2 protein-coding genes and 2 pseudogenes are annotated in these 5,009 nt (G+C 73.4%); 3 read left to right on the forward strand and 1 reads right to left on the reverse strand.

Annotation, left to right across the window (positions count from 1 at the left end; all coding sequences use genetic code 11):
• Positions 1-35: 35 nt before the first annotated feature.
• From ACXKR8_RS04235 to ACXKR8_RS04245, 3 genes and pseudogenes are all read left to right on the forward strand, one after another.
• Positions 36-1,730, forward strand: a complete 1,695-nt coding sequence (locus ACXKR8_RS04235) for an ABC transporter ATP-binding protein (RefSeq protein ID WP_458271550.1) — start codon at positions 36-38, stop codon at positions 1,728-1,730.
• Positions 1,678-3,577: pseudogene (locus ACXKR8_RS04240) on the forward strand (ABC transporter ATP-binding protein). The gene ACXKR8_RS04235 and the pseudogene ACXKR8_RS04240 overlap by 53 nt, the downstream one beginning before the upstream one ends.
• A gap of 64 nt (positions 3,578-3,641) precedes the next feature.
• Positions 3,642-4,706, forward strand: a pseudogene (locus ACXKR8_RS04245) (iron-siderophore ABC transporter substrate-binding protein).
• A gap of 64 nt (positions 4,707-4,770) precedes the next feature.
• On the opposite strand, the gene ACXKR8_RS04250 reads toward ACXKR8_RS04245, so the two are convergent.
• Positions 4,771-4,974 (reverse strand): MbtH family protein, encoded by a 204-nt coding sequence (locus ACXKR8_RS04250; protein WP_458271553.1) that lies wholly within the window; start codon positions 4,972-4,974, stop codon positions 4,771-4,773.
• Between the last annotated feature and the right edge of the window lie 35 nt (positions 4,975-5,009).

A 5,009-nucleotide genomic window follows, 5' to 3' on the forward strand; every position in this document is an offset into this window, starting at 1 on the left:
CCTCAGTTTTTGGACGACTGGGGTGGAGGCATGGGATGAGCGCTGCGGGACCGTCCGGGCGGCAGGTGCTGCGCCGGGCGATCGGGGGGCAGCGGCGGGACGTCGTCCTCGGGTCCCTGCTGGGGGCCGGGCACCAGGCCGGGGAGGCACTGGTCCCGGTCCTGATCGGCGTGGTCATCGACCGTGCCGTCGCCCCCGGGGACGCGGAAGCGCTGGTGGACTGGCTCGCTGTCCTCGCCGCGGTCTACGTGATGCTGTCGTTCAGCTTCCGCTTCGGGGCCCGGGCCGGTGAGCGGGCCGCCGAGCGGGCCGGGCACCGGCTGCGGGTGGAGCTCGTCCGCCGGGTGCTCGACCCGGTCGGCGGAGCCGAGAGCGGACGGCTGCCCGGGGCGCTGGCGACCATCGCCACCGAGGACGCCCGCCGGGTCGGCGCCGTCACCATGGGCCTGCTGTCCGGGCTTTCGGCCCTGATGGGGCTGCTGGTGGCCACCGTGGTGCTGCTGCGCACCTCCGTGCCGCTCGGCCTGGTGGTCTTGCTCGGCACGCCCGTGCTGCTGTGGCTCGGGCATCTGCTGAGCACCCCGCTGGAGCACCGCAGCGAGGCCGAGCAGGAGCAGGCCGCGCACGCCTCAGGCTCCGCCGCCGACCTGGTGGCCGGGCTGCGGGTGCTCAAGGGCATCGGCGGCGGGTCGGCCGCGGTCGCGCGCTACCGGCGGACCAGTCAGGCCTCGCTGTCCGCCACCCTGCGCGCGGCGCGGGCCCAGGCGCTGCAGAACGGCATGGTGCTCGCCCTGACCGGGATCTTCATCGCCGTCGTCGCCCTGGTCGGCGGACGGCTCGCCGCACAGGGCGAGATCAGCCTCGGCCAGCTGGTGTCCGCGGTCGGCCTGGCGATGTTCATGGTCGGGCCGCTGGAGGTACTCGCCTGGGTCAACGCCGAGTTCGCCCAGGGCCGGGCCTCCGCCGCCCGGATCGCCGCGGTCCTCGCCGCCGATGCTGAGACCCCGTCAGGCGGCCCGGCCCCGGCCGAGCCGGTCCGCGGATCGATCCGGTTGCGCGGCCTCAGCCACGGCGGGCTGCGCGCGTTCGACCTGGACATCGCCCCCGGCGAGATCCTCGGCGTGGCGGCGACCGCGCCCGCCGACGCGGCGGCCCTGCTGGGCTGCCTGTCCGGCCGGGCCGAACCCGAGGCGGGCACGGTCGAGCTGGACGGGGCCGCGCTGCGCGGCCTGGACCCGTCCCGGCTCCGGCAGCTGATGCTGGTGGCCGAGCACGACGCCCAGCTGTTCGACGGCACCCTGCTCGCCAATGTCGCCGCGGCGGCCCCCGAGGGTACTGACCTGGACCGGGCGATGGCCGCGTCCGGAGCGGACGAGGTGGCCGCGTCGCTGCCACTCGGCCGGGCAGCGCAGGTCAGCGAGCGCGGACGTTCGCTGTCCGGCGGACAGCGGCAACGAGTGGCCCTGGCCCGGGCGCTGGCCGCGGACCGGCCGGTGCTCGTGCTGCACGACCCGACCACCGCCGTGGACACGGTCACCGAGGCCCGGATCGCCGACGGCGTCCGCGAACTTCGGCTGGGACGCACCACCGTCCTGGTCACCACCAGCCCGGCGCTGCTGGCCGCCGCCGACCGGGTGGTGCTGCTGGACGGCGGCCGGATCACCGACACCGGCAGCCATGCCGAACTGGTGCAGCGTCAGCCCAGCTACCGGGCCGCGGTGCTGGGGTGACCGACCAGTGACCGACCAACCGGAACTGATATCAGCCGCCACCACGAGGGAGAACCCCGTGCCTGCACCGACGGACCGACCGGGCCCCGGGAACGACCGGGTGCTGCTGCCGACCGCGAGCCCGGGCGAGACCCTCGCTTCGGTCCGCGCGCTGCTGCGCCCGCACCGTGGGTTGGCCATGGGCGGGTTGACGGTGATGGTCGCCGCCACCGCCGTGGGCCTGTTCACCCAGCCGCTGCTGGACACATCGTGGACCTGGTCGCCGACCACCGCGCCGCCTCGACGCTGACGACTCCGGTGGTGCTGCTGGCGCTGGTCGCGGCGGTCCAGGGCGTCGCCACCGCAGGCGGTCTGTCGCTGACCGCACGGCTGGGCGAGACCGTACTCGCCACGCTGCGTGAGCGCTTCCTCGAACGCGCTCTGCAGCTGCCGCAGGAGCAGCTGGAGGCAGCGGGGTCGGGCGATCTGACGGCCAGGGTCACCGGCGACGTCGCGCGGGTGGCCGAGGCGGTGCGCACCGCGCTGCCGGAGCTGGTCCGCTCGCTGCTGGCGATCGTGCTGACGCTGGGGGCGCTCGCCCTGCTGGACTGGCGGTTCCTGCTCGCCGCCCTGCTCGCGGTGCCGATCCAGGCGTACACCGCACGCTGGTACGTACGCCGCGCCGTCCCGCTCTACGCCGAGCAGCGCATCGCCACCGGAGTTCAGCAGCAGCAGTTGCTGGACAGTATCGGCGGCGCGGCGACGGTTCGGGCGTTCCGGCTGGAAGCCGAGCACACTGAGCGGCTGGCCCAGCGGTCCTGGTCGGCGGTGGAACTGACGCTGCGTGGGGTCCGACTGATCCTGGGCTTCTACAGCCGACTGCACCTGGCCGAGTACACCGGGCTGGCGGCGGTGCTGGTCACCGGGTTCCTGCTGGTCCGGGACGGCTCCACGACGATCGGCACCGCGACGGCCGCCGCGCTCTACTTCCACAGTCTGTTCGGCCCGATCAACAGTGCGCTGGTGCTGCTGGACGACGTGCAGTCGGCGGGAGCCGGGCTGGCCCGGCTGGTCGCCGTCGCCGACCTGCCGGCTCAGCAGCCGGCAGAGGCCCCAGCGGCCATGGCGACGGCTGATCCCGTGGTGACGCTGGCCGGGTCGGACACGCCTACGCCCCCGGGCAACCGGTGCTGCACGAGGTGAGCCTGACGATCCGGCGCGGCGAGCGGGTGGCCCTGGTCGGCGCCAGCGGCGCCGGCAAGAGCACCGTCGCCAAGCTGGTCGCCGGTGTGCACCGGCCGACCAGCGGCTCGGTCAGCCTGAACGCCGAGCCAGCGCGGGCGAGCAGCCCCACCGTCGTGCTGGTCACCCAGGAGGCGCATGTCTTCGCCGGAACGCTGGCCGAGGATCTGCGGCTGGCCCGCTCCGACGCCGCCGACCCGGAGCTGCGCGACGCACTGGCCCGCGCCGATGCCCTGGCCTGGGCCGAGGCGCTGCCGGAGGGCCTGCTGACCGTGGTCGGCGAGGGCGGCCACAGCCTGGACCCGGCGCAGGTGCAGCAACTCGCCCTGGCCCGGCTGATGCTGGCCGACCCACCGATCGCGGTGCTGGACGAGGCCACCGCCGAGGCCGGCAGCGCCGGCGCCCGGCTGCTGGAGCGGGCCACCGCACAAGCCTTGGAGGGCCGCACCGCCCTGATCGTCGCGCACCGGCTCAGCCAGGCCGCGACGGCCGACCGCGTCCTGGTCATGGACCAGGGGCGGGTGGTGGAGAGCGGCACCCACGACGAACTCCGCGCCGCGGGCGGCCGCTACGCCGCCCTGTGGGAGGCCTGGTCCGACGCCCGCACCCCCAGCCGTGCCCACTGACCCAAAACGTCCACTGACCTGCAAGAAGAACAACGATGACGATGAGAATCAAGAGGATCCCCTGATGTCCCGCACCCTGAGAGGCGCCCGGCCCGCCGCGGCCTTGGCCTCCGTCCTGCTGCTGCTCGGCCTCGCCACCGGCTGTGGCTCCAGCACCACCGCGGCCTCCACGACGCCGAGGGCCTCCGGTTCGGCGGCCGGTCCCGCCGCGTTCCCGGTGACCCTGGTGAACAAGTTCGGCAGCACCACCGTCAAGTCCGCGCCCAAGCGGATCGTGACGGTCGGCCTGACCGACCAGGACGCCGTGCTGGCGCTGGGTCAGGTGCCCGTCGGCACCACCGAGTGGGTCGGCGGCTACAAGGGCGCCATCGGCCCCTGGGCCGCGGACAAGCTGAACGGCGCGACCCCGCCGACCGTGCTGAAGGACCCGGCACCGGCCCCAGGTCGAGAAGATCGCCGCGCTGCGCCCCGACCTGATCCTGGCCCTGTATGCGGGTCTGACCAAGGATCAGTACGCGACCCTCTCGAAGATCGCGCCGGTGGTCGCCGCGCCCAAGGGCTACAACGACTACGGCATCCCGTGGCAGCAGCAGACCGAGATCATCGGCCAGGCGCTCGGCAAGCCGACCGAGGCCAAGCAGCTGGTGGCCGGCGTCGCCGCCGACTTCGCCGCGGCGGCGAAGGCACACCCGGAGTTCGCCAAGTCCACCGCCGTGATGGCCACCCCCTACCAGGGGATCTTTGTCTACGGCAGCCAGGACGCGCGCTCCCGGATGCTCACCTCGCTCGGCTTCAAGCTGCCGACCGATCTGGACAAGGTCATCGGCGACCAGTTCGGCAACAACATCAGCGAGGAGCGCACCGACCTGCTCGACGCCGGAGTCATCGTCTGGATCGTCGACGACCCGACCAAGGACGCGGCCACGCTGCACGCCAAGAAGCTCTACGGCGACCTGAACGTGGTGAAGCAGGGCCGCGAGGTCTACGTCAAGGACTCCAGCGACTTCGGCAACGCGGTCTCCTTCGTCTCGGTGCTGAGCCTGCCCTACACCCTCCAGCGGCTGGTCCCCAGCTCGCCGCGGCGGTCGACGGCAACCCGGCGACCCCGGTGGTCGCGCCCACGTCCTGACTGTCTTTTAACGCTGAAGGGGCCGGCCCGCGAATCGCTTCGCGGACCGGCCCCTTCGGCGTTGCTACTGCGGGGAGAGCAGGCTCTTGGGCCGCAGGTCGGTCCAGTTGGCCTCGACATAGTCCAGGCAGTCCTGGCGGGCCGCCGGGCCGTGCGCGACGGTCCAGCCGGCCGGGACGGACGCGAAGTCCGGCCACAGGCTGTGCTGGCCCTCGTCGTTGACCAGCACCGAGTAGACGCCCTCGGGGTTCTCGAACGGGTTGCTCATGGTCGTGCTCCTTATCTGTGTGGTGATGGCGGTGG

It is taken from the genome of Streptacidiphilus sp. PAMC 29251 (genome assembly GCF_054208735.2).

Coding starts and splice junctions, on each gene's coding strand:
- ACXKR8_RS04235 (WP_458271550.1), top strand. CDS start 36: ATGAGCGCTGCGGGACCGTCCGGGCGGCAGGTGCTGCGCCGGGCGATC.
- ACXKR8_RS04250 (WP_458271553.1), bottom strand. CDS start 4,974: ATGAGCAACCCGTTCGAGAACCCCGAGGGCGTCTACTCGGTGCTGGTC.